Annotated in this window: 21 protein-coding genes; 11 read left to right on the forward strand and 10 right to left on the reverse strand. The window is 58.4% G+C overall.

Going from position 1 to position 23,113, the window contains the following annotated elements; translation table 11 throughout:
* Positions 1–191: 191 nt before the first annotated feature.
* On the reverse strand, positions 192–932 hold the full coding sequence (gene trmB, locus AC6ROY_RS06990) for a tRNA (guanosine(46)-N7)-methyltransferase TrmB (protein ID WP_500099443.1): 741 nt from the start codon (positions 930–932) through the stop codon (positions 192–194).
* Positions 933–1,086: 154 nt separating this feature from the next.
* Positions 1,087–1,683: a WGxxGxxG-CTERM domain-containing protein gene (locus AC6ROY_RS06995; RefSeq protein WP_500099444.1), complete on the reverse strand. Its 597-nt coding sequence runs from the start codon at positions 1,681–1,683 to the stop codon at positions 1,087–1,089.
* Between the two features lie 218 nt (positions 1,684–1,901).
* Here AC6ROY_RS06995 and mnmL point away from each other — a divergent pair, with 218 nt between their 5' ends.
* From mnmL to AC6ROY_RS07020, 5 genes are all read left to right on the forward strand, one after another.
* Positions 1,902–2,852: a tRNA modification radical SAM protein MnmL/YtqA gene (gene mnmL, locus AC6ROY_RS07000; RefSeq protein WP_500099445.1), complete on the forward strand. Its 951-nt coding sequence runs from the start codon at positions 1,902–1,904 to the stop codon at positions 2,850–2,852.
* A gap of 160 nt (positions 2,853–3,012) precedes the next feature.
* Positions 3,013–3,561, forward strand: a complete 549-nt coding sequence (locus tag AC6ROY_RS07005) for a hypothetical protein (RefSeq protein WP_500099446.1) — start codon at positions 3,013–3,015, stop codon at positions 3,559–3,561.
* Between the two features lie 279 nt (positions 3,562–3,840).
* Entirely contained in the window at positions 3,841–4,419 is a 579-nt protein-coding gene (gene mnmM, locus AC6ROY_RS07010) for a tRNA 5-(aminomethyl)-2-thiouridylate-methyltransferase MnmM (protein ID WP_500099447.1), read from the forward strand.
* A 114-nt stretch (positions 4,420–4,533) separates the two neighbouring features.
* Entirely contained in the window at positions 4,534–5,499 is a 966-nt protein-coding gene (locus tag AC6ROY_RS07015; protein WP_500099596.1) for a type I phosphomannose isomerase catalytic subunit, read from the forward strand.
* Positions 5,500–5,758: 259 nt separating this feature from the next.
* Positions 5,759–7,828 (forward strand): methyl-accepting chemotaxis protein, encoded by a 2,070-nt coding sequence (locus tag AC6ROY_RS07020; protein WP_500099448.1) that lies wholly within the window; start codon positions 5,759–5,761, stop codon positions 7,826–7,828.
* Positions 7,829–8,017: 189 nt separating this feature from the next.
* Here the strand turns inward: AC6ROY_RS07020 and AC6ROY_RS07025 are convergent, their stop codons facing one another.
* Positions 8,018–9,784 (reverse strand): B12-binding domain-containing radical SAM protein, encoded by a 1,767-nt coding sequence (locus AC6ROY_RS07025; protein ID WP_500099449.1) that lies wholly within the window; start codon positions 9,782–9,784, stop codon positions 8,018–8,020.
* Between the two features lie 105 nt (positions 9,785–9,889).
* Complete coding sequence (locus AC6ROY_RS07030; RefSeq protein ID WP_500099450.1) at positions 9,890–10,117, reverse strand: hypothetical protein; 228 nt, start codon at positions 10,115–10,117, stop codon at positions 9,890–9,892.
* 255 nt (positions 10,118–10,372) lie between these two features.
* Between AC6ROY_RS07030 and AC6ROY_RS07035 the strand changes: the two genes are divergently transcribed.
* A complete protein-coding gene (locus tag AC6ROY_RS07035) occupies positions 10,373–11,329 on the forward strand; it encodes an RluA family pseudouridine synthase (RefSeq protein ID WP_500099451.1) in 957 nt (318 codons plus the stop codon).
* A gap of 533 nt (positions 11,330–11,862) precedes the next feature.
* Here the strand turns inward: AC6ROY_RS07035 and AC6ROY_RS07040 are convergent.
* Positions 11,863–12,432 carry a GbsR/MarR family transcriptional regulator gene (locus tag AC6ROY_RS07040; protein WP_500099453.1) on the reverse strand — a complete coding sequence of 190 codons (570 nt, stop codon included), beginning with the start codon at positions 12,430–12,432 and terminating at the stop codon, positions 11,863–11,865.
* A gap of 233 nt (positions 12,433–12,665) precedes the next feature.
* Between AC6ROY_RS07040 and AC6ROY_RS07045 the strand changes: the two genes are divergently transcribed.
* The 3 genes from AC6ROY_RS07045 to AC6ROY_RS07055 are packed head-to-tail and all read left to right on the forward strand — an operon-like array spanning position 12,666 to position 15,682.
* Complete coding sequence (locus AC6ROY_RS07045) at positions 12,666–13,931, forward strand: quaternary amine ABC transporter ATP-binding protein (protein ID WP_500099454.1); 1,266 nt, start codon at positions 12,666–12,668, stop codon at positions 13,929–13,931.
* Positions 13,906–14,739, forward strand: a complete 834-nt coding sequence (locus AC6ROY_RS07050; protein ID WP_500099455.1) for an ABC transporter permease — start codon at positions 13,906–13,908, stop codon at positions 14,737–14,739. Before AC6ROY_RS07045 ends, AC6ROY_RS07050 begins: the two co-directional genes overlap by 26 nt.
* A 4-nt stretch (positions 14,740–14,743) precedes the next feature.
* Positions 14,744–15,682, forward strand: coding sequence for a glycine betaine ABC transporter substrate-binding protein (locus AC6ROY_RS07055; RefSeq protein WP_500099456.1), 939 nt, complete (start codon positions 14,744–14,746; stop codon positions 15,680–15,682).
* A 110-nt stretch (positions 15,683–15,792) separates the two neighbouring features.
* Here AC6ROY_RS07055 and AC6ROY_RS07060 read toward each other — a convergent pair whose 3' ends face one another.
* The 4 genes from AC6ROY_RS07060 to AC6ROY_RS07075 all read right to left on the reverse strand — a co-directional run bounded on the left by AC6ROY_RS07060 (position 15,793) and on the right by AC6ROY_RS07075 (position 18,051).
* On the reverse strand, positions 15,793–16,032 hold the full coding sequence (locus AC6ROY_RS07060) for a DUF6953 family protein (protein ID WP_500099457.1): 240 nt from the start codon (positions 16,030–16,032) through the stop codon (positions 15,793–15,795).
* 112 nt (positions 16,033–16,144) lie between these two features.
* On the reverse strand, positions 16,145–16,471 hold the full coding sequence (locus AC6ROY_RS07065) for a YnfA family protein (protein WP_500099458.1): 327 nt from the start codon (positions 16,469–16,471) through the stop codon (positions 16,145–16,147).
* Between the two features lie 9 nt (positions 16,472–16,480).
* A complete protein-coding gene (locus tag AC6ROY_RS07070; RefSeq protein ID WP_500099459.1) occupies positions 16,481–17,317 on the reverse strand; it encodes a 1,4-dihydroxy-6-naphtoate synthase in 837 nt (278 codons plus the stop codon).
* Positions 17,314–18,051, reverse strand: a complete 738-nt coding sequence (locus tag AC6ROY_RS07075; RefSeq protein ID WP_500099460.1) for a futalosine hydrolase — start codon at positions 18,049–18,051, stop codon at positions 17,314–17,316. The genes AC6ROY_RS07070 and AC6ROY_RS07075 overlap by 4 nt, the downstream gene beginning before the upstream one ends.
* A gap of 160 nt (positions 18,052–18,211) precedes the next feature.
* Between AC6ROY_RS07075 and AC6ROY_RS07080 the strand changes: the two genes are divergently transcribed.
* Both AC6ROY_RS07080 and cls read left to right on the forward strand, forming a co-directional pair.
* Positions 18,212–19,195, forward strand: a complete 984-nt coding sequence (locus AC6ROY_RS07080) for a Gfo/Idh/MocA family protein (RefSeq protein WP_500099461.1) — start codon at positions 18,212–18,214, stop codon at positions 19,193–19,195.
* A gap of 108 nt (positions 19,196–19,303) precedes the next feature.
* Positions 19,304–20,758 (forward strand): cardiolipin synthase, encoded by a 1,455-nt coding sequence (gene cls / locus AC6ROY_RS07085; protein ID WP_500099462.1) that lies wholly within the window; start codon positions 19,304–19,306, stop codon positions 20,756–20,758.
* A 90-nt stretch (positions 20,759–20,848) separates the two neighbouring features.
* On the opposite strand, the gene AC6ROY_RS07090 is transcribed toward cls, so the two are convergent.
* Positions 20,849–23,107 carry an IucA/IucC family protein gene (locus AC6ROY_RS07090; RefSeq protein ID WP_500099463.1) on the reverse strand — a complete coding sequence of 753 codons (2,259 nt, stop codon included), beginning with the start codon at positions 23,105–23,107 and terminating at the stop codon, positions 20,849–20,851.
* Positions 23,108–23,113: the final 6 nt, after the last annotated feature.

A 23,113-nucleotide genomic window follows, 5' to 3' on the forward strand; every position in this document is an offset into this window, starting at 1 on the left:
GCGGCTGACGAGAGACAGCCTTCAATGCAACGAAGGCGCCGGATAGCAAGTGCAGGTTTGCAGGTTGTGCCGCACCAGCGCAGCCGTCTTGCCGGCAGATGCGGCGGGAGAACGAACAAACAAAAAGCACCGCATGCCGGTCCGGTCGAACCGGTTCAGCAGGCGGTGCTTTTTGTGCTCACGATGGTGCGTTATTCGTCTGCCAGTGCAGCAGCGCGGGTGTCCTCCTCCGCTGCCTGGGCAAGCCGCGTCAGATGCGTTTCCAGCGCTTTCGGCCCGATCACGGCTTCCAGCCGGTGGATCGGCATGCCTTGCTGGGAAAACTTTGTCTCGTATTCCGTCATAACCAGATCGGTTCGCAGTTCGTCCGCGTGCAGATCAAGCGAAATGTTGCGCAGCCGAATGCCGAGATCGGCAAATGAGTTCAGTGAAAATTCGAACAAGCTGCGCGAGTCGGTTTTAAAATGAATTTCGCCTTGCGCGTTCAGCACACGCTCATATTTACGAATAAAGGCCGGATGGGTGAGACGGCGGCGGGCATGCTTTTTTTTCGGCCACGGATCACTGAAGTTCAAATAAATACGCTCCAGCTCGCCTGCCTCAAAAATGTCCTCCAGACTCTCAATATTAAACCGCACGAGACGAAGATTCGACAGATCGCCGCCGTGAAGCTCGCGCGAGTCTCTGGCCTTCTCGCTACCCCGCCGGATCAGCTCGTCATACATATCAATCCCTATGTAGTTCGTCTGCGGATTTAACGCGCTCAGCTCGCTGATAAATTTCCCCTTGCCCATTCCAAGCTCGACATGAATCGGCTGGTCATTGCCGAACAGCTCGCTCCAGCGTCCCTTGCCGGCCTGCGGCTCCAGCACGACCAGCTCCGGCTGAGCCTCCAGCGCTTCCTTGATTCCCTTACGTCCTCTTAAACGCATGCTTGACTTCCTCCAACGACTTGATGGCCCTCGCAACTCGCCCGAAGTGATGAGCGAACGGGCATTTTTCTTGTGTCGATTATACTCCGAAACGCAGTCAAAAGAAAAGGCCGGTCCATAAGACCGGCCAATAACCGCTTCGAGGCTGTCCGTGTTATTTCTGATGCAAGTCTCCGTCATCACGGCCGCGGCTGCGCATCCCTGCGAGGCCAATCAGACCAAGCAGACCAAGCCAGCCCCAGTCAAAGCTGCGTTTGGCCACGGCCTCGTTGGTACGGTAGGAATAAGTGCTGTAATTGCCCCCGTAGCCGTAGCCGGTCCGGTCGCCCGTGTTCGTGCGCGTGTTCATCCGGTCCAGCATGTTATCATTATGGCCGGTTCCTTTCGTCGCAGGCGTTCCGGTTCCAAGCACGGCGTTTGTGCCTGTCGAATCAGCCGTCGTTCCCGGGGCGGTTGCTGTGCCCGGCGTTGTGGTTGCGCCCGGTGTAGTGATCGTATGCGGCGCTGCCGTCCCCGGCATCAGCCCGTTGATCAACGCGCTGCCATCCGTCGCCACCGAACCGGTCGCGCCGGTTCCGGTACCCGTCGTATCCGTACCGACCACGCCTGTTCCCGTCATTCCAGCTCCTGTCGTCCCGGTGCCGGTCGCCGCTGTTTCTGTCGACCCCATCGCGCCAGCCGCCGTCTGGCTGCCCAAACCGATCGTTGCCGTCAGTGCCAGTGCAAGCACCGTTTTACCAAACTTGTTCATGATGTGAGAATGCTCCCTTCGCTAATCAAGTTGGGTTTGCCGCCTTGCACTTCTAGCATGGGCACCTGACGGCATCCTTATGCCAACCGGGACGGAGGTGCTTTTTTCTATGGAAATGGTTCGCTTTTCCCCCTGCTTTTCTGTAAAATAAACAAGATAAGATGAGCCGCCGATTTTGTCGGCCCGGCACTTTGAACTGTTGAAGGGGTATAACACTTATGCTGGTTAGTGAACAAACCGAACCTCGGCTATGGGGAGACAAGCGGTTTCATACATGGAATTACGAGATGCGCCAACAATTCGGCTGCAAGGTGTTTAAGGTCATGCTGGATGCGGGCTTCACTTGTCCGAACCGCGACGGCAGCATTGCCGCCGGAGGCTGCACGTTCTGCAGCGCGCGCGGTTCAGGCGACTTCGCGGGCAGCCGTCGCGACGATCTGGTCACGCAATTCAACAACATCCGCGACCGGCAGCATCTGAAATGGCCCGAAGCCCAATATATCGGGTATTTCCAGGCGTACACCAATACGTATGCCCCGGTAGAGGAGCTGCGCGAATATTATGAAGCGATTCTTCAGCAGCCCGGCGTGGTCGGGCTGTCGATTGCGACTCGGCCGGACTGCTTGCCGGATGATGTCATTGATTATTTGGCGGAGCTGAACGAACGCACCTACCTGTGGATTGAAATGGGTTTGCAAACCGTGCATGAATCGACCTCGGAGCTGATTAACCGCGCCCATGATACGAAATGCTACACCGACGCCGTCGCCAGGCTTCGTGCCCGCGGCATCCGCGTTTGCGCCCATATTATTTACGGGCTGCCGCAGGAAACCCATGAGATGATGCTGGAGACGGGACGGGCGGTTGCACGCATGGACGTGCAGGGTATTAAGATTCATCTGCTGCATCTGATGCGCAAGACGCCGATGGTGAAGCAGTATGAAGCGGGCCTGCTGCAATTTCTGGAGAAAGACGACTATGTGAAGCTGATTGTTGACACGCTGGAGCTGCTGCCGCCGGATATGATCGTCCATCGCCTGACCGGCGATGCGCCGCGCGATTTGCTGATCGGGCCGATGTGGAGCTTGAAAAAATGGGAAGTGCTGAATGCGTTCGACCAGCAGCTTCAGCTCCGCAACACCTGGCAAGGAAAGCTGTGGCAAGGCTGAGAGGCTGAGCCGGAACCAAATGCGCGCGATGTGAAGGCGGCCGTCCGCTGCTTCCGGCGGGCTGCGGCAGCCGGCGCTTCCGGTGACTTTGGATGGAGGGCGTCAACCTGCCGCCTTCCCCGCTGCTCTGCTTCCCTGACTCGTAAAGGAGGACGTTACGATGAACGTTTATCTTACGCGGCGCACAGCCGCGGTGTCTGGTCTGCTGCTCGCCGCGCTGCTCGGCGCGACAGCCTGTGCAGCCAAGCCGCCAGCGCAGCCGGCGGCTCCCGAAGCTCCGGCCGGCGCTGTCCCGCCTGCGGGAGGGACAGCGCCGGCCGCGCCTGCTGCGCCTGACGCGGCGGGCGGCAGCGCCGCCGCGAACAGCCAAGCGCCCGCGACGCCGTCGGGCGCAGCGAGCACGCCGCAGACGCCTGCTGCGGCGGGAACGGCTTCGCCGATTTTGCCCGGCTCGGCGAAGCTGCAAACGCCGTCGGCCGCGAAGCCGACCGCGCCGCCAGCCTTGACAACGCCGAATACCGGCGCTGCGGAGGCGGAGCCGCCGTCCGTGCCTGCGGCGACGGCGGGCAAGCTGATGGAGCCGCCCAAAGCGACGGCGGACCCGGAGCCGCCCCAGAGCGCGACGCCAACAGCACCGACTGCGCCGACAGCTCCGCCGCAGGCGAAGTCAGGCTCAGCGCTGACTTCCCCGGTTCAGGCAGTAAATTAAAGGAAGAAACGCCGGATAACTCCAGACCATTTTTGCTCAAGCGGCCAGCTTAGGCTTGTCCTAACTGGCCTTGCTGCTGCGGCTGTTGCTGTTACTGCTGCGGCTGCTTGTGCGGCTGCGGGCTCCGCTCCGTCCGCCGCGCAAGCAATCCCTTTGTACGCGTAGCTCGCTCTGCCCCGTTGCGCTCACAGCAAGCGGGGCCGCTAGTCCCGGTTCGGGCCTGACCGCTTCGGCCCGAACCGGGACTGTTGGACGTTCAAGCAGAAAGGATCGGTTTAGGTGGGATTTGTCTCTATATTAGGATTTGCACATCAATTGATCGAAGCCCGGCTCAAGCCGGGAGAAGCCGCCATCGACGCTACCGCGGGCAATGGCAACGATACCGTATTTCTCGCCAGGCTCGTCGGACCGGGCGGCAGCGTGTATGCCTTCGACATTCAGGAAAGCGCGTTGGCCAGCACGGCCGCGCGTTGCGCCCGTGAGGCGGCGGCGCTGCCGGTTGAGCTGCTGCTTCGCAGCCACGCCGAGATGGCGGAAGCGATCCCGGCTCAGCTGCACGGGCAAATAGGCGCTGTGACCTTCAACCTGGGCTACTTGCCGGGACATGACCATGCGACGATTACACTGCCCGCCTCCACGCTTGCTGCACTCGATGCCGCATGCCGTCTGCTGCGGACGGGCGGTATTTTGACCATCGTCATTTACTCCGGGCACCCGGGCGGCGAGCAGGAGGCGGCGGATGTTGAAGCCTGGGCTGGACGACTGCCGCAGCAGACGTATCAGGCCATGACGTACCGGTTTATGAACCAGCGAAACCATCCTCCGTATGTGATTGCCGTCGAGAAACGCGGAAGCTGAAGCGCTGCGGCAGCACGGAGGCTGTAGCGGAACCTGCTGTGCTTTTGATATAATTTGCGGGGGAACCGGAGCAGGAGATATAGCCATATTGAGGAAGGTAGGGACGCAATGATGATGAAGCCATACCCGTTAAAATGCAAGCCGGAGTTTAAAGAGCGTGTTTGGGGCGGACGTGCGCTGGAGCAGTTCGGACTGGAGCTGCCCGAGGGCCACATCGGCGAAGGCTGGATGATCGGCGATCATCCGAACGGTACGACCCGCGTTGAAAACGGAGAGCTGGCCGGTCTCGGCCTGGACCAGATTCGCGAGCAATACGGCAGCGAGCTGTTCGGCAGCAAAGGCTTTTCGAAAAAAACCGGACGCTTCCCGCTGCTGATCAAGCTGCTGGACTGCCAGGACGATCTGTCCGTACAGGTGCATCCGAACGATCATTACGACCGTCTTCCGGCAGGCGAGCTGGGCAAAACGGAAATGTGGTACATTTTGGACGCCAAACCGGGGGCAAAAATTATATACGGACTGCAGGACGGCGTTACCCGCGAACAGCTCGCGACCGCCATTGCCGAAAACCGGATTATGGATTGCCTGAATGAAATTACGGTCCAGGCTGGCGACAGCTTCTATATTCCTGCCGGTACGGTGCATGCGCTGGGCTCCGGAGTTCTGGTCGCTGAAATTCAGCAAAACTCCGACAGCACGTACCGACTGTACGATTATGACCGGCTCGGACTCGACGGCCAGCCGCGCGAGCTGCACATCGAGGATTCGTTGAACGTCATTGCTTATGAAGGCTCCGGCTCGACGTATATGAAAACCGATCTGGACGGGCCCGGCACTTGGCTGACGCTGGCCAATTCCGAATTTTTCATCACGGAAAAAGGCCGCGTCGAAGGCGATTGGAAGCTGGAAACCGTACCGGACAGCTTTGTGATTCATATTATTTGCGACGGTGAAGGCACGCTGCGCTGGGCTGACGGCGAGCTGCAGGTCCGCAGCGGCGAATGCTTCCTGCTGCCTGCCAGCCTGGGGAGCTATGAGCTGGGCGGCAGAATGACCGTGCTGCGCAGCTACTTGCCGTAAGCTTGGTCAAGCGTGACAAGAGACAAAACCGAAGACCTGATTGTGCGGTTGAAGCCGCCTGTCAGGTCTTTTTCTTCATCGCCTGCTCCCTCCATTCGACTCAATTTATTCCCACAATCTACAGTATTTTCCATACACGAATGTAAAATCACTTAATTTTTACTTCATTTTTTCCAATAAAATCCGATAATTAAACTAGGGAAGTAAACCAGCACTGAATCGTATAGGGCTAAAATAACCAAGAGGAGCAAGCATGCAAATGAATAGCATTCGGGTTCGAATTATGGCCGCGCTCATCGTTTTCACCGTGTTGGCCGGAACGATTATCGGATTTACAGGCTTGTATACGAGCAATACGATTCTGCAGCAGTACTCCAAGGAAAATGCACAGCTCACCGCGAATCATGCGGCTGAACAGCTGAATCTGAGAATGAGCGTGATTCAAAGCTCCGTGGACAGCCTGGCTCTGACCGCCGAAACACTGCTTGGCGATGCCGAACGGTTTAAACAGGATCGTGCTTACGTCAAAAGCTATGAAGAGCTGCTGCGGCCGATTGCGACGCAATTTGCGGAGTCTACCGAAGGGGCGATGTCGGTTTATATCCGCTTTAATCCGCTGATCTCTGAGCCCACCTCCGGTATATTCCATGCCGACCCGGACGGCAGCGGCAAGCTGCAGAAGCTGGTGCCGACCGATTTCAGCCAGTACGCGGCAGACGATCTCGCGCATGTCGGCTGGTACTATTTGCCGGTAAAGGCGGGTAAAGCGATGTGGCTTGACCCTTACCGGAACGAAAATATTAAGGTCGATATGATCAGCTATGTCGTGCCTTTGCTCAAAAACGGAGAAGCGCTCGGGGTCGTCGGCATGGATATTCGCTTTGATATTTTTCAAAAGCTTCTGGCTGACATCCGGACTTTCGACGATACATACGCGATGCTGGCGAATGCCGAGCACAAGCTGCTGATCAATCCTTTTCATACCGGAATCGGCACGCTGGAGGAGCTGGACGCGAGCTTTTCCCGCCAAATGAATACGGCGCCTGAAGGGCTGGCGCTAACCAGCTGGTGGAAGGGCGAGGAAACGCTGGTCGCTTACTCCAGGCTGTCTAACGGGCAGACGCTGCTCGTTGCCTCCCCGACGCACGACATTTACAAGACGGTTCACGAGCAAACCTTACATATGGTGACGCTGCTCGTCACCGTTATGGCTGTGGCGGTTGTCACCGCATGGCTCGTGGGAACCCGGATGATCCGGCCGCTCAAGCGGGTGGTCGCCGATATGGAGGCCGTCAGCTCCGGGCGGCTGGATGTGCAGTCGCCGTTTGTCGGCGCCGATGAAATCGGGCGCATCGGGCAAGGGTTCAATCAGATGGTGCGGCAGCTGCGCCAGTTGGCGGGCAGCATCCAGGACACGACGACAGACATCGGACAGTCCTCGCAATCGCTGCTGGCGGTATCCCAGCAAAGCGTGGCGGCTGCACAGGAAATTACGGCCGCCGTCGCGGAAATGGCGCAGGGCAACGAGTCGCAATCCGTCACGATTGCCCGTTGCGCAGACACGGCGACAGAGCTGGCTGACCGGGCCGCGAAGCTGCGCACCCGTACGGAGGCGGCATGGCAGAGCATTGTCCAGATGAATGCCGGACATGAGCAAGGGCTTGATTTGATGCGGGAGCTGGCGCTGCGTAACGAAAACAGCACGGGGGCAACCGAGCAAATCGGCGGACTGATCGCAGAGCTGCGGAGCAAAGCGGACGCTGTAAACGAGGTGCTGTCGGCGATTGGCGGCATTGCCGGACAAACGGCCATTCTCGCGTTAAATGCATCCATTGAGGCAGCCAGAGCGGGGGAAGCAGGGCGCGGCTTTGCCATAGTCGCGGAGGAGGTTCGCAAGCTGGCTCAGCAATCGCGCGAGGCGACGGACCACACGATCGCCCTGATCACCGGCGTACGGGAGGATATCGAGAAAACGGTGCTGTCCATGTCCGATGTGCGGCAGCATAGCGGCAGACAGTCCGAGGTTGTTCAGGAAATCGGCACAGCGCTGCGGCAAATTTCCCTGTTGGCTGCTGACAGCACAAGCCAAATCAAGGAAAGCTCCGCCTACATTGCCGAGCTGAGCGACGGGGTCGGTCACATGCATGAACAGCTTGCCCGCATCTCCGCCATTGCTGCACAGGGCAGCGAGCTGTCCGGACAAGTTGCGGCAGCCGTCGAGGAGCATGCCGACAGCTTCGAGCAGGTGGCCGGAGCGGCGGAGCGTCTCGGCGATCTCGTGCACCGGCTGGACGGAGCCGTCGGGGTGTTTCAGCTCAATGAACATTAAAGCCCGCGATGCGATTCAGCCAGGAAAGGCGCATTTCTTCGCGGAAGCGCCCTTCTTCCAGCCCTGATCCTAAACGTCTGGCAACAAAAATGACCTCTTCCTCCACTGCTGTGGAGGTCGAGGTCATTTTATTAGTTGTTCTTTGGCCTTCTCTGACCCTTCCTGGCCTTCTCTGGCCGCTGTCCAGCTCTACGCGCCTGCTCCAGCCAGCGCCAGCGTATACGCCTGCGGCTTGACCGACAAATCCGGCGGAAAATACACGATCAGCAGCTGCTCCAGCGAGGTGTCGATGTCGCCCGTCTCCAAATACCGGTCCAGCAAAAACGGCAGCCGTTCGATCATCACATGCTTGTGAATGTCCTTCTCGGCAATGCCAAGCGCGGCGAAACGTTCGGACACCGCCTCCGGCCGTTCGGCCAGCTTGCGCAGGAAATCATGCTGCTCCCCCCGGCTGAGCGAAAAATCCCACCAGATTTTACGGGGCTTGTACTTATGGTTCAGGAAGTAATCGAGCTTCATCAGGCCCAAAATAATCGGCAGGTCAGGCGTCCCGCGCTGCTCCAGAAACGCATACAGCCGGGTAAACAAGTCCTCCAGCTGGTGACCGATTTTTTGCCAGCCCTGCTCCTCCCAGTAATCGCCGAACTCCTGGAAAAAATCAAAGGCGGACGTAAATTCACGCTGGATCAAATACGTCACCGTATGATCGGTCCGGTGGGCGTTCCAGTATTTCTCCAGCACATCCTCTACCCGCTTGATCCGCACGAGGTCCGAAAACGGCAGAATGTTATTGCCGAGTATTTCATAAGGCGCATGGTCCATATACTTGTAGCCGTACTTCTCGGCATCCAGCCGCATGCCTGTGCCGCGCAGCATTTTGAGGAAGCCGAGCTGCAGCTCCTCCGGCCCCAGCTCAAACACGTCGTTAAACGTCTTGCGGAACGAGTCGTAATCCTCCTCAGGCAATCCGGCGATCAGATCGAGATGCTGGTCGATTTTGCCGCTTTCCTTCACCTTCGTAACGGTGCGGGTCAGCTTGCTGAAATTTTGGCGGCGCTTGACCAGATTATTCGTCAAATCGTTGGTGGACTGAACGCCAATCTCGAAGCGGAAAATGCCCGGCGGCGCATTGTCCGCCAAATAATCGAGCACCTCCGGCCGCATTATATCGGCGGTAATTTCGAATTGGAACACGCAGCCCTGATGGTTGCGGATCAGAAACTCGAACATGTCCAGCGCATATTCACGTTTGATGTTAAAGGTCCGGTCAACGAATTTGATCAGCTTGGCCCCGGATGCGATTAAATACAGCAGGTCGCTTTTCGTCCGCTCGATATCGAAGTACCGTACCCCGACCTCGATGGACGACAGACAGAACTGGCAGCTGAACGGACAGCCTCGGCTTGTCTCGAAATAAACGACGCGGTTGGCCAGGCTCGGCACATCCTCGGCAAAACGATGCGGTGTCGGAATCGCATCCAGCGCCAGCTTGGGCCGCGGCGGATTCACGATCACCCGCTCCTCCTTGCGGTAGGCTACGCCAAACACGCTGTACATCGCCTTGTCCCCGCCAAGCTCGGTCAACAAATGATGGAACGTCTCCTCGCCTTCGCCGACGACGATGTAATCGACCTCGGGAATACGCTTCATCCAATATTCCGTATCGTAGGACACTTCCGGGCCGCCCAGCACGATGACGACATCCGGCATAATTTTTTTCAGCATCCCGATGACGACAATCGTCTCCTCGATATTCCAGATGTAACAGGAGAAGCCGATCACATCCGGCTTGCGCCGATACAGGTCGGAGACGATATTCATCGCCGGGTCCTTGATCGTATATTCCGCAATCTGGATATCGGGGAAATCCTGCTCGCTGAACGACTTCAAATAGCGAAGCGCCAGCGAAGTATGAATATATTTTGCATTTAACGTCGATAGCACAATAGTAGGCATGTGAACGAAATCCTCGGTTTCTGGCTTTTTTCGTACCCTTATTTTACACGTAAACCTCCATGAACACAAAAAGAACATGGAACCGGTGCGGTCCATGTTCTTCTGCTATACGTAAGCGTCGGTCGGCTGCATCCACGTCGTATCCGGCGCGACAGCCTCCAGCAAAAATTCATCCTGCTGCTCGGCGCTCCACACGTTCGCCTGCGTCAGCAGCTGCTCCTCCACCTGCTCCTTCTGCATCGTCAATGCGTTTACATCACCGCTGCTTGCGGCAATAGTCCGCTGAAGCCGTTTGCGCTCATCGAGCCGTTTCGCCAGTTGATACAAGATCATCGTCTACCCATCCTTTTTTTACATAGTGCCCGCTTGCCTCTTGTCCTGTCCTTTAGTGTAAGGGCCGAACGTTAAGACAAGATTAGGGGAAAATCAAGCACAAACTAAAATCTTTGTCGTTTAGTATATGCAGCGAAGTTTAGTTTAGTCGTTCCCAACTGTCCGCAAGCTTATGCGGATTTTTATCGCGGTTTCGCAACATGTCCGGCTCATGCTATACTCGACCTATCAGAACGAGCAGGAGGCTACAATCGTATGTCCAAAAGCAATGACCGCAAATTACGCGCAGGCGGCTCTCCCGCACGCCGTCCGGGAAAGGCGGCCCCAGAAGTCGCAGGCAAGGCGAACGTTTTCACCGTCCGCGAGCCGGCGGAGCTGCTGGCCTTCCTGATCAGCCGCCTGTCCAAAACCGGGCGGAATTCGCTGAAGGCGATGCTGGCGCGCGGCCAGATCGCGGTGAACGGCAGCCCCGTGACCGCGTACAACTTTGCCCTGCAGCCGGGGCAGACGGTAACCGTCAGCAAGGAACGGATTGTAGCGGAGCAGCCGCTAATCGGGCTGGGCATCGTTTACGAGGACGAGCATCTGATCGTCGTCCGCAAGGAGGCGGGGCTGCTGTCCATCGCCTCTGCCCAGGAAACAGAGCTGACCGCTTACCGGCAGCTGACGGCTCATGTTCGGAAGCTCAATCCGGCCGCACGTATATTTGTCGTTCATCGGCTCGACCGCGACACGTCCGGCGTCATGATGTTCGCCAAAAGCGAGCACGTGCAGCAGACGCTGCAAAACGGCTGGCAGGTGCTGGTGAAGGAGCGCACGTACATCGCCCTCGTCGAAGGCAAAGTTAAAAAGCCGGAAGGTACGATCACCTCCTGGCTCAAGGAGAGCAGCACGCTCAAGATGTACTCCAGCGCGTACCCGGGCGACGGCCAGCACGCCGTTACCCATTACAAGGTGCTGCAAGCCAGCTCCCAATACTCGCTGCTCGCCGTTAATCTGGAAACAGGCCGCAAAAACCAGATCCGTGTCCATATGCAGGATATCGGCCACCCGGTCGTCGGCGACAAAAAATACGGCTCCCGCGTCAAGCCGATCAACCGGCTCGGCCTGCATGCGCAGGTGCTCGCCTTCACCCATCCGGTCAGCGGCGAGCTGATGCGATTTGAGGCGGACATTCCGAAGTCATTTTTGTCCCAGTTCAAGCAAGCTTAGCGATAGCGAGGAAAGGGTGAACCCCTTATGGAAGCATGTGCGCCTTGCAAAGGCACAGGCCGAATTAAAAAGTTTCTGAGAAGCAGACAGTGCCCCTCCTGCATCGGGAAGGGCTACATTGTTCATCATGCAAATGAAACTCGACCCGCGGCTTCTCGAACAAAAGCTCGTTCAGCTTCAGGCCGTAAGCATGACGATTCGTACGGCACAGAAAGCACGTTTCTGCCGATTCACCAAGATCGCTCGTGGTCAAGCTCGCCATCCGGCGATACGAAGTGCGAGAGCGACCATTCCTCGTCTAGCAGCTCAAGCTCCGACTCCTCCTGCTCCAACAGCGATTCCTCCTCATCATCTGACTAGTCGGCTGGCTTAATCCGGCGCGCAGGCGGGCAAAATGAACCTTCGCCGAATTGTCCGTATTGGAATGCGGCACGCAAAAATGACCCCAACTCCCACCATAAAGCGGGGGTTGGGGTCATTTTTTCAGCGGTACAGCCAGCAGCCGGCATAGACGACGCAACTTGAGACTTCCTTTACGGACGCGGCGGTACATCCTTGGGCACCAGATTGTAAATGTCGCCGGATTCGAAGGTGTCAATCAGCCGGTCCAGCCACTGGTAATACCGGATCGCCTCGTCGATCTTGGCGAGATCGGGTTCAAGCATCGCTTGCAGCCCTGTGTCGTCAGGACTTTGCCCGCACAGGCCGCTCAGCTCGGCCTTGGATTTGCGCAGCGCACTCAGGTTGATTTCAAGCGCCTTCCGCCACTTCAGCGAAAAATAATCGGAGAACGTCTGGAACCAATCCAGCTCCACCTCATATAAATCTTTGCGCGAGCCCTTCTCCCATACTTTATTGACCATTTTCAAATCAACCAGCGTGCGCACGCCTGTGCTCATGCTCGTTTTGCTCATTTCCATTTCCTCGCCCATCTTATCCAGCGTCATTGGATGGTTCTGAAAAAACAACAGTCCATATAGATGACCGATCGACTGCGTAATGCCGTAAAGGTCCATATTTTTGCCGATCGCTTCGATTACGCGTTTGCGTGCTTTCTGTATGACAAGTTCCTGTTCAGCGCTTATTCCGTGTATGGATGTCATGGTTTATATTCACCCTGCCCTTTGTGTGTACATCGTTATTGTAGAAAACAACGTCTCTTCTGTAAAGATGCGCGGCAAATGGTTATGTCCCCCAGTATAGAATAGACAAATCATTATGTACAGTTTTTTCTGTACAAACGGAATAAACAGAATTAATTGTTGACATTTCCGTCTTTTGTTATTTACACTTAAAAGGACACGAGAGATGAACTCAAACCAAGAGGGGTGAGCTTGTGGCTATCATTGATGTACGTCAGGTGACGAAAATATTCGGACCTGATCCCGAATCCTCGCTTCCGCTGCTGCAGCAGAAGTGGTCGAAGGAGCGTATTTACAAAGAAACAAAGCATACGGTAGGCGTTAACGAGGTGAGCTTTTCCGTCGAGCCGGGTGAAATTTTCGTCATTATGGGCTTGTCCGGCAGCGGAAAATCGACGCTTGTCCGGCTGCTGAACCGGCTGATTGAGCCGACGCAGGGACAAATCAACATTCACGGCCGGGACATCGTCAAGCTGAACGCCGATGAGCTGCGCCAGGTACGGCGGAAGACGATCAGCATGGTGTTCCAGAAGTTCGCGTTATTCCCCCATCGCACTGTCGCCCAGAATGTCGAATACGGCCTGGAGGTGCAGGGCATGGAACGTAAGCAGCGGCGCGCCAAGGCACTGGAATCGCTGCGGCTCGTCGGGCTGCAGGAGTGGGCGGACAGCCTGCCTTCGCAGCTGAGCGGCGGTATGCAGCAGCGGGTCGGCCTCGCTCGCGCACTGGCCAATGACCCGGATATTTTATTGATGGACGAAGCGTTCAGCGCGCTTGACCCGTTGATCCGCAAGGATATGCAGGATGAGCTGCTTGAGCTGCAGAACACCATGAAGAAAACGATTATTTTCATTACCCATGACCTGGACGAAGCACTGCGGATCGGGGACCGGATCGCTCTGATGAAGGACGGCAGCGTTGTCCAGATCGGCACGCCGGAGGACATTATGATGAACCCGGCCAATGCTTATGTAGAGCGGTTCGTAGAGGATGTTGATTTGTCCAAGGTGCTGACCGCCTCCTCGGTCATGCGCCGGCCGGAAACGATCAGCCTCGACCGGGGACCGCGGGTTGCGCTGCAATTGATGCGTGAGAGTGGCATTTCGAACCTGTTTGTCGTGGATCGCGGCAAAAAGCTGCTCGGCGTCATCACAGCGGAGGATGCGTCTGCGGCTGTGCGGGATGGCAGCAGTCTGGCGGATATCGTCATTGCCGATGTGCCTGTCGTCTCGCCCGAGCAAATGCTGCATGAATTGTTTGAGGTGTGCGGCACGTCCAAATATCCGGTGGGCGTCGTCGATGAAAACAGGCGTATTCTCGGCGTAATTGTTCGCGGCGCCGTGCTCGGAGCGCTGGCTGGACATCCCGTCCAGCAGCAGTCGCCGACCGCCATCGTTCAGGATGCGCCGCCTGATCAGGAAGAGGTGAGGACACATGATGCCGAAGCTGCCCTTAGCTGAGTGGGTCGAAGCCGCGGTAGATTGGCTTGGCACAAACCTATCTTTATTTTTCGAGGCTGTTTCGACTGTCATTGAAGGAATCGTAAACGGCTTATCCTTCGCCTTTCACTTTCCTCCGGCGCTGGTGCTCATCGTGCTGATTACCGCACTTACTTATTACTTGGGCAGATGGCCGTTTGCCGTCTTCGCGGCGCTTGGCTTGCTGCTGATTGAAAATCTCGGCTTCTGGAGCAACACGATGGATACGCTGGCGCTTGTGATGACGTCAGCGCTGATCTCCATTGTGATCGGCGTCCCGGTTGGCGTCTGGTGCGCGCAAAACGACAAGGCGAGAAGCGTGTTCACGCCCCTGCTCGACTTTATGCAGACGATGCCGGCCTTTGTTTATTTGATTCCGGCGGTCACGTTTTTCGGCCTTGGCGTTGTGCCAGGCGTCATCGCTTCGGTGATCTTTGCCGTGCCGCCGACGATCCGGCTGACGAATCTCGGTATCCGGCAGGTCGCCGACGACCTCGTGGAGGCGGCTGACGCCTTTGGCTCCACGCCGGGACAGAAGCTGTTCAAGCTGCAATTCCCGCTGGCGCTGCCCTCGATTATGGCCGGCGTCAATCAGACGATCATGCTGGCGTTGTCCATGGTTGTCATTGCGTCGATGATCGGCGCGCAAGGGATTGGCGCAGACGTATACCGGGCGGTCACCCAGATCAAAACCGGGCAAGGCTTTGAAGCCGGGCTTGCGATCGTCGTATTAGCGATTTTACTGGACCGGATCACCCAGCATGTGATGAAGAAAAAAAGGAGTGTATAAACAGATGAAGAAAAAACGTGCGATGCATTCGCTGCTGCTTGCAAGCTTGACGGGTATGCTGGTACTGGCCGGCTGCGGAACGAAGGAAGCCCCTGCCCCTGCGGGGGAACCAGCGACGGGCGGCGCAGGTGGCTCAACCACAACCATAGGTGCGCAGGTCAAGCATGAAATTATCGGAATCGACCCCGGTGCAGGTCTGATGAAGCAAAGTGCGCAGGCGATCAAGGATTACGAGCTGACCGACTGGAAGCTTGTCGAAGGCTCCGGAGCCGCGATGGCGGCCGCGCTAGACAAAGCGTACAAGGCCAAAAAACCGATTATCGTAACCGGCTGGACGCCTCATTGGATGTTTGCCAAGTATGAGCTGAAATACCTGGTAGATCCGAAGGGTACATTTGGCCAGGATGAGCAAATTCATACGGTCGCCCGCAACGGGCTCAAGCAGGACGCTCCTTCCGCTTACGCGATGCTGGATAATTTCGAGTGGACGGCGGATGAGATGGCTGTCGTGATGTCGGCCATCACCGAAGGCAAGAAGCCTGAGGAAGCGGCCGCGCAGTGGGTGAAGGACAATGCGGCCAAGGTTGACGCTTGGGTAAAGGGGCTTGCTCCGGAGGCGGGTAAAAAGCTGAAGCTCGCTTACGTGGCGTGGGATTCCGAAATCGCCAGCACAAATGTCGTCAAAATTGTGCTGGAAGAAAAGCTTGGCTACAAGGTTGACTTGCTGCAGGTCGAGGCAGGCCCGATGTGGGCCGGTATTGCCGACGGCAGCGCTGACGCGATGGTCGCCGCCTGGCTGCCGACGACACATAAGGACTATTTTGACAAATACGCAGGCAAGCTCGAAGACCTCGGGCCGAACCTGAGCGGCACCAAGCTTGGACTTGTCGTTCCGGCTTATATGGACGGCATCAATTCGATTGAGGACCTGAAAACGAAATAGCTTCAGGTTGTGCTCTTGAACTGCTTTATTTGGGTTGGCGGACGGCATTTGTCCGCCCTTGACTCGCGGCGAGCGGCATTCGTCTGCCATTCATTCGGCCGGCTTACGACTTACGTCCAGCCCCAGAAAAATCCGTCCCGGTCCCAGGCTACGCGACCTTTGTGCATTTTTTTAAACAGCTTCTTAACCTCTTTGTCAATCGACTCATGGCCGTTCTCATGCGCATAAATAAATCCGTCGCCGTAGTGCTCACGGATGTAAGTCACGGCGTCGGTCTGGCGTAAAATCCCGGCATTTTTCACCTCGTCCAGCATCCACTGGGCCACCTGCTCCGCTGTTGCTGTTGTCATCTGCTTCCCTCCCCTCTGCCAAATAGACAATGTTGGATAAATCCATGCGCGAACCTGGATGTGTTTCGGGTTGCGGCGCTTCGTTCCCCTAAGTTTGGGTGGCTAAGCTCCCTTATCCGCGCGGCGCCCACAGCATGATGGAAACGCCGACGATGCAGACGGCCGCCCCGATCCAGTCATACAAATCCGGCAGCTTTTTATCGACCATCCAGCCCCACAGCACCGCCAGCACGATAAATACGCCTCCGTACGCCGCGTAAACGCGGCCGAAGCTCGGAAAGCTTTGCAAGGTCGGCAGCACTCCGTAAGCGACAAGCACCACGCTGCCGACAATGCCGTACCAAAGCGGCTTCGATTCCCGCAGCCAAAGCCACACCAGGTACCCACCGCCGATTTCGGCCAGCCCTGCAAGCAGAAACAGTGCAATCGTCCAGCCCATACCGGCGGACTATCGCAGTGCGGCCGGATCGACCGGCGGCACCAATCCTTCCTGCGCTGCCCGGCCAAGCAGCGCCGTAATCGCCGCGTAACCGTCTGCGCCGAGATCGGCCGTGAACTCGTTCACGTACAAATCAATATGCGCCTGGGTCACCTCCGGCGACATCTCCTGCGCATGACAGCGCACATATTCCCGCGACGCCTCCGGATGCGCCCAGGCGTATTCGACCGACTGGCGAATCCAGCCTGCAATCGCGGCGCGGTCCAGCCCGCGGCGGGCAATAATGGCGCCGAGCGGAATTGGCAGCCCCGTATCGCTTTCCCACCAGCTGCCCAGATCGGTCACCAGCGACAGCCCATACGAAGCGTACGTAAAGCGCGCTTCATGGATAACCAGCCCGGCGTCAATCCGCCCGTCCCGCACCGCAGGCATAATGTCGTGAAACGGCATTACGACAATGTCGCCAACGCCGCCCGGCACATGCTGCGCCGCCCACAGGCGGAACAGCAAATAGGCGGTGGAGCGCTCGCTCGGCACCGCTACGCGGCGGCCTGACAGTCCGGCCGCTCCATGGACGGCCGCATCTCCCGCTTGCAGCACCAGTGGCCCGCAGCCGCGGCCAAGCGCGCCGCCACAAGGCAGCAGCGCGTAATCCGACAATACCCATGGCAGCGCTGCGAACGATATTTTCATAATGTCCAGCCCTTCGGCGCTAGTTGCCAGCCGGTTCGTTACATCAATATCGGCGAAGGTTACCTTCAGCTCAGGCGCGCCCGGCACCAGTCCGTGCGCCAGCGCATGGAAAACAAACGTGTCATTCGGACACGGAGAATAAGCAATGTTCATTCGATAACCTCCCTTAATAAAGCGCTGGACGCCTCCAGCGCCTGCAAGGCGTCGCCGATCCGCCAAGCCGCGCGATCCCGCGGGCCGACGGCATTGGAAATCGCCCGCAGCTCAAGCACAGGCACGCCTTGCTGCTGCGCGGCCGTAGCCACCCCGTAGCCCTCCATCGCCTCAGCCAGCGCGCCGGGCACACGCCCCGCCAGCTCGGCGGCGGTCTCCGCCGTCCCGGTCACCGTGGTGACCGTCAGCACCGGGCCAAATGCAGCCCGCAGCCCGGCCGCCTGCAGCGCCTCGGTCCACGCCGCCGCCACCCGGCGGGCTTCTCCGGCGACGGCAACGCGCGCAGAGCCAAAGCCCAGCTCGTCCACCATGCGGAACCCTTCCGGCGTCTCGGCCCCCAGATCGGCGGCGATGATCTCGCTCGCCACCGCCAGCGCGCCGATGTCCGCGCGCCCGGCGAAGCCGCCGCCGATCCCGGCGCTGATGACCAACCCGTATACGCCCGGCGCAGCCGCCAGCACGGCGGCTGTACTTGCCGCCGCAGCGGCGGGGCCGACGCCTGCCGCCATCACCTCGAAGCGGTCCGCCTCCCGCTGCCGCAGCCCGCGCAGCACCGCATCGCGCTCCGCCTCCACTGCCGTTACGATCAGCACGCGGCCTTGCGGCAGCGGGCGATCGTTGCCAGACGTCTGCAGCTCTGTTTGCCGTCCAGACGGCTCGGATTGTATCCTCATCGCGTGACTCTCCTTTACGTTCATTCGCAGCCCGGTACAGGCACAGCTTCCTGATTTGTTTCATTATAACACGATCCGTTTCGGCAGGCCCGTTTAATCGGTCGAAGGTTTAGGGTACAATCAAAGGGACCTACCACATGAACGAAAGGACCATCTACCTATGATCAGATTTGGCATCATCGGCACCAACTGGATTACCGAGGCCTTCCTGCAGGCGGCCCGGCTCGCTGACGGCTTCGAGTTGACTTCCGTCTACTCGCGCAACGCCGAGCGCGCACGCGACTTCGCCTCCGCCTGGGGAGCCGCCCACAGCTATACGGACCTGGAGGCGTTTGCGAACAGCCCGCATATCGACGCCGTCTATATCGCCAGCCCGACCTCCCTCCATGCGGAGCAAGCCATGTTATGCATGCGCCATGGCAAGCATGTGCTCTGCGAGAAGCCGCTGGCCTCCAACTCGCGGGAAATTCAGGCGATGATCGAGACAGCTCGCACGCATCAGGTGCTGCTGATGGAGGCGCTCAAAACAACACTGCTGCCGAATTTCGACGCCATCCGCGCGCATTTGCCGCAAATCGGCCGCGTTCGCCGCTACGTTGCCAATTACGGGCAATATTCGTCCCGCTACGACGCCTACAAGCAAGGCACCGTGCTGAACGCCTTTAATCCGGCCTATTCCAACGGGTCGCTGATGGACCTCGGCGTTTATGGCATTTACCCGCTGATCACCCTGTTTGGCCCGCCGCAAACGATCCAGGCAAACGGTCTGCTGCTCGAATCCGGCGTTGACGGCGAAGGCGGCCTGCTGCTCGGCTATCCCGAGATGGAAGCGGTCATCCTGCATGCGAAAATCGCCAATTCGTATTTGCCCTCCGAGATTCAGGGCGAGGACGGCAGTCTGCTTATCGACAAAATCGGCCAGCCCGGCCGGGTCGAGCTTTGCCTCCGCGACGGCTCGCGAACCGATATTTCCCGGCCGCAGGATGAGCATACGATGGTCTACGAGCTGCGGGAGTTTATCGGCATTTTGGAGCGCGGGGAACGCGAATCGGTTGTAAACAGTCATCTGCACTCGCTGCAAACGATGAATGTGATGGATGAGGCCCGGCGGCAGATCGGTCTTGTTTTTCCTGCGGACTGCTAGCCTGCCGTCCCGGCCCGGCGCCTTTCCCTCGGGCGCATCTTGTATTATGATGGGAAAGTAGCTCGTCCGGCAGACGGACGTCTTCGTGAAAGCCGAGGTGCTCCCGCGTTGTATACATTCATCCATGAAGGCTACGCCTTGTTAATCCCGATCTTGAATATTTTGCTTGCGGTCACGGTCATTTTTCTGGAACGGCGCAATGTCGGCGTCACCTGGGCGTGGTTGATGGTGCTTTTTTTCCTGCCGGGCGTCGGATTTCTGCTCTATCTCATTTTGGGCCAAAACTTGAGCCGCCGTAAAATGTACAAGCTGAAAAACGACAGCGACCGCCAAATCGTCGACGCGCTTGTCGAGCAGCAGAAGGAAGACCTGCGCCAGGAGCGCATTCCTTACCGTGATTCAGCCATCGTCAATTACCAGGATATGATTTATATGAATCTGTCGAGCGCTTACGCCCTATATACCCAGGACAACGAAGTCGATATTTACACCGACGGCAAAGACAAATTCGACGCGCTGCTGCACGACATCGGCCAGGCGAAGGACCATGTGCATCTGATGTATTTCATCATTCGTCCCGACTCGCTCGGCATCCGGCTGCTGGAGGCGCTGACCCGCAAAGCAGGCGAAGGCGTCGTCGTCCGGCTTATGTATGACGCGATCGGCTGCTCCTCGCTGCCGCGCAGCTTTTTTCATGAGCTGCGGCAGGCCGGAGGCGAAGTCGCCGCCTTCTTTCCGTCGCGTATCCCGTATCTCAACCTCCGGGTGAACTATCGGAACCACCGCAAGCTGGCGATTATCGACGGCAAGCTCGGCTATATCGGCGGCTTCAACGTCGGCAATGAATACCTCGGCCTCAGCAAACGGTTCGGGTACTGGCGCGATACGCATCTGCGGCTTTCCGGCGGGTCCGTCCTGCATATGCAGGCGTTGTTTTTTCTGGACTGGACGCTTGCGAATCGGCAGGAAATCGACCTGCTGCCGCGTTATTTCCCATTAGCGGTCAATCCGGGTCAAGTCGGCATGCAGATCGTATCAAGCGGGCCCGACTCCGAGTGGCAGCAGATCAAAAACGCGTATATCAAAATGATCGTAACCGCGAAGTCTTACATTTATATGCAAACGCCTTATTTCATCCCCGATGAAAGCTTGATTACCGCGCTGAAAATGGCCGCCTTGTCCGGGGTGGACGTGAAGATTATGCTGCCGGCCAAGCCGGATCACAAGCTTGTCTACTGGGCGTCAATGTCCTATATCGGCGAGCTGCTGCCGTTTGGCGTGCAATGTTATTTGTACGAGCCCGGCTTTATTCATGCCAAAACGATCGTCGCGGACGGGCGCGTCGCTTCCGTCGGCACAGCCAACGTCGATATTCGCAGCTTCAAGCTCAATTTCGAAGTCAATGCGTTCATCTATGATACGGAAACCGCCGAGAAGCTGCGGCTTGTCTTCGAGCAGGATATGAAACGCAGCCGTTGGCTGACGCCAATCGCCTACCAAAACCGGCCGCTGCTGCACAAATTCCGCGAGCCGTGCGCCCGGCTGCTGTCCCCGATTTTCTAGCAACGCGGATGAAAACAACGAAAAACCAGCCTGGAATTGCAGCGCAGAGCCGCTCCATGGCTGGTTTTTTTCTTATATCCTTAACTTCATTTATACGTCCAGTTGACTTAACTGCCGAAACGGATTTACGCCCTCCGAAAAGCCGGCCGGCATGCTGCCGGTTGGACTGCCCTGCTGCTCCAGCAGCGGCTGGATCAAGTTTTTCCACGACCATTGCGGTTGGCGCAGCAGCTGCTCCTCCACCAGCTCGCGAACAGCCTCCGGCAGCTCAGCCAGATGGATCGCCTCCTCCAACCGGTCGCGCATGACGCTCCACAAGCTCGCTTCCGCGATCCCGTAGCGGCTGGCCAACGTTTCCAGAATGCCGTACAGATTGACCTGAATGCCCAGCGTTTGCAAGTAAGCAAGCAGCTTCTCCGGCGTTTCGTTGTAAAGCGAATTCGGGTAACCCGGCTTCATCACATACGCGGGGTCATCTAACTGCTGCTGCTCCATCCAGGGGAGATGAAGCCGCGTGGAATCAAAGTCGCGCAGCAGCAGCCCGGCAACTTGCCCTCTCCGCAGCACCAGCACAACATTTTGCCCGTGAATTTCCGGCAGCACACCAAGCTTGAACAGCCGCAGGCTGATATGGAGAAAATGCAGGCATACTTCGCCGAACAGCGCCACAATGTCCGCCTCCGCCAGCTTGGATGCTGCGAGGTGCTTCGACGTTGCTGGCTGATCCGACGTTTCCAACTGCTTCGACGCTCCCGGCTGCTTCGGCCTGCGTAGCGCTGTCGTCTCCAGCTCCGGCAGCTGCCCGCCTTGAGTACCCTGAGCATCTGCCGGGCGCTCCGCCGACTCCCAAACATGCCGCAGCCTGCTCCACCGCTCAAACGGATGCTCCTCCGGGCTGGCAGCCGGAACAGCCAGCGCGCACATGGGCAGCAGATTGACGTCCTCCGCCGTCATAAGCTCGGCCGGATATTTCCTAACAAGCGCCGACAGATGCCGGGGCGGATCGGCGAACAAATCCCGATTTTCCGGCACGTACGCCCACCAATTCGATTCGTCGCAAACGGCCAACTGCTCGCGCAGTACCGGATCGCACGCCCGCGTCTGCTCCAGCAGCCGCTGTCCACGGTCGCCGTTCATCATATGAACAGCGGGCAAATAACGAACCGCTCCCAGCGAGACGATGCCGAGCGGCAGCTTGATATGGTTCGCCCCGCCGTCCAGCGGAGCGAGCGAGCGGGACGACGCCGTCGACAGGAAGTCTCCGGCTTCTGTCTCCAGCGGCAGCCAGACGCCGGACGTCCGCTCGGCGGGCAGCAGGCGAGGCAGCATCGCCTCAAGCTGCCACGGATGCACCGGCAGCGCCATGTAGCGCTCCGGCGACAGCCCGCGGTTCAGCAGCGCCTGCGCGACTTGCGCCTGCTCCGCCTCGCTCAGCAGCAGCTCTGCTGGCTCCGCTGGCCGGGATGCAGAGCCGGAGGCGACAGCGGCGATGCCGATATCCAGCGATTGCCCGCTATATTCGGCGTGCTCGCTGCTTAACTTGCCTGCAATGAAGCGGGAACGGGCGACCGCGATCCAGGCAAGCCGGATCGTGCTGCCGGACTCGGCGCTGTACGCAGCGTAGTCCTGAAACGACCAGCCGCCCTTTGCTTTGGCTACCGGATGAAACGGACGGTCGCGCAGCGCTGCCAGCCGTTCCAGCTCGGCCAGCGACCAGCGATCATCCGGCAAAACGCGGTGACGGCTTGCTTCGAAGGAAGCGGCCCAGCCTGCCTGCTCCAAGGTTAGCTCCAGCAAAGCAAGCAGCCGTTCGGCGGCAGTCGGTTGCCCGGCTGCATCCCGCTCTTGCCAAGCGGAGCCGTTCACCCGCTCGGCCGCCAGCTCCAGCAGGCGAATCGGTCCAATCCGGCCCGCAACTGCTGCGCCGCTCCCCGCGGTCCCGGATTCGGCCGCGGCCGAATCGACGGTCAGGCGGCTTAGCTCGTACACCCCGCCGCCGGCTGCATACCGGAGAGGCTGCACAATGGCTTGCCGCACTGGCACGATCACCGCATGCCCGCGCTCCCGACTTACCCACCAGCGGCATACAGACCATCCGTCTGCCGCCTGCCAGGCGTCAACCTGCGCCGCCAGCTCAGCGTCCATGTCTGCGTTCCGCAGCTCGGCAGCCGCTTGGCTCGGCGTCAGCAGTTCGCTGGCTGGCTGCCCTTCCCAGATTCCTTCCGCCAGCAGCGCATTAACCAGATCGGCCAAAATCGCTTCAACCGCCCTCTGCTCCCCTAGGCTGTCGACCGCAAGCCGCGGGTTGCCCGCCGCTTGCTTGCCAAGCCCTGTCACCGTTCCTTGCATCGTCCT

This window comes from Paenibacillus sp. sg306046 (assembly GCF_059821225.1).